We start from the raw sequence: 1,316 nt of genomic DNA on the forward strand, positions 1-1,316 counted from the left end.
TCGATATCAATATTACTGTTATTACTCGCATATGTACCTGGCAATGCATCAAATGTTGGTGATTCAATTGCAGGTACCATATCTTGATGGCTCAAACCGACCATTTGTAAATAGTGGTCAATCGGTGAGTCCGATAGCGGCATCGGAGATGTTTCAGTGGTATCCTCATTTTGATGATGGATGTCAGCGGGATCATTTGGTGCATCTTGATGAGCCATTATATTTGCTGATACATCGATATCATCAATGACAATCGTACTATCGTAATCGTGTGGTACATCATGCATATCTGACGCAGGCGCTGCTAATGGCGCAATAATGATCGGGGCTTGGTAAGGGTCTATATGAATAGTTAAGTTGTTCTGACTATTGTCAGCATAATCACCATTCGTGTCTGTCACGCGGTAGATAAGATTAGGCACTTGCCCACTAAATTGACTGTTAGGGGTAAAGCTATAATCGCCAGTGGCTGAAATCGCAATAACCCCAACACCGTTAATATTGTGAGTTTGCCCTGCTTGAACCGTCACGTATTGATGTGTGATTGGATCTTGAAATTGCACATCATGAAGCACTAAGTGAGCGCCATCATCAACATCTGTAGCACCCTGCAGTAAGTTGCCTGTAACGGGCCCGTTATTCTGCTGAGAATGTGGGTTAAAACTGTGGATGATTGGACGATCACTGGTGCCTGTGACGACGACTTGAGCTTGCTGCTGCGATGTCTGTACATTGCTACCAGCTCCTTGTTGTAGCTCATACTTAATGTCAACTTTTAAGGCGATGCCGTTGGCCAAATGGTTGTAGCTATTGTGCGCCGGATCGACCTGTAATGTATGGCCATCGCTCGCTAGCATAAAGCCATCGGGTACCTGATTAGTGTAATGAACGCCGTCGGTCGAAAATTGCATGTGGCTCACTGTGCCACTGCTCAGTCCACCGAGTAAATCGAGAGATTTACCCGCGCCACCTTCATTAACGCTCAAGCTTGGCGTGTCATCATGGCCATGAATTTGCACATTGATGGTGTGGCTAGCAGTGCCGTCCGGTGAGGTAAGGGTAAAGCTTTCGGTCACAACTTGCCCGGCAACCAAACCATTAGTGGTAGCGAGTGAATTGTCTAAGGTATAAGACCAATTGCCTTGCTGATCCATTGACAGATAACCATACTGCCCCGCTAACTGGCTGATTGTGGCAAACTGATTTTCGCCACTGTCGACATCTGTCAGTGTTAACTGCCCCGTCAGACGACTCGTTGCACCATCTTCGAAGATATCGAGGTTCGATGATGCTTGTGACTGGCCATTGATCAGGGC

General features: G+C 46.5%; 1 protein-coding gene. It reads right to left on the reverse strand.

What is annotated here, in order from left to right; translation table 11 throughout:
- On the reverse strand, nt 1-1,316 hold a 1,316-nt coding region (locus tag NE535_RS18615), incomplete at both ends, for a VCBS domain-containing protein (RefSeq protein ID WP_261300040.1).

It is taken from the genome of Shewanella holmiensis (assembly GCF_025370255.1).
GTDB lineage: Bacteria > Pseudomonadota > Gammaproteobacteria > Enterobacterales > Shewanellaceae > Shewanella > Shewanella holmiensis.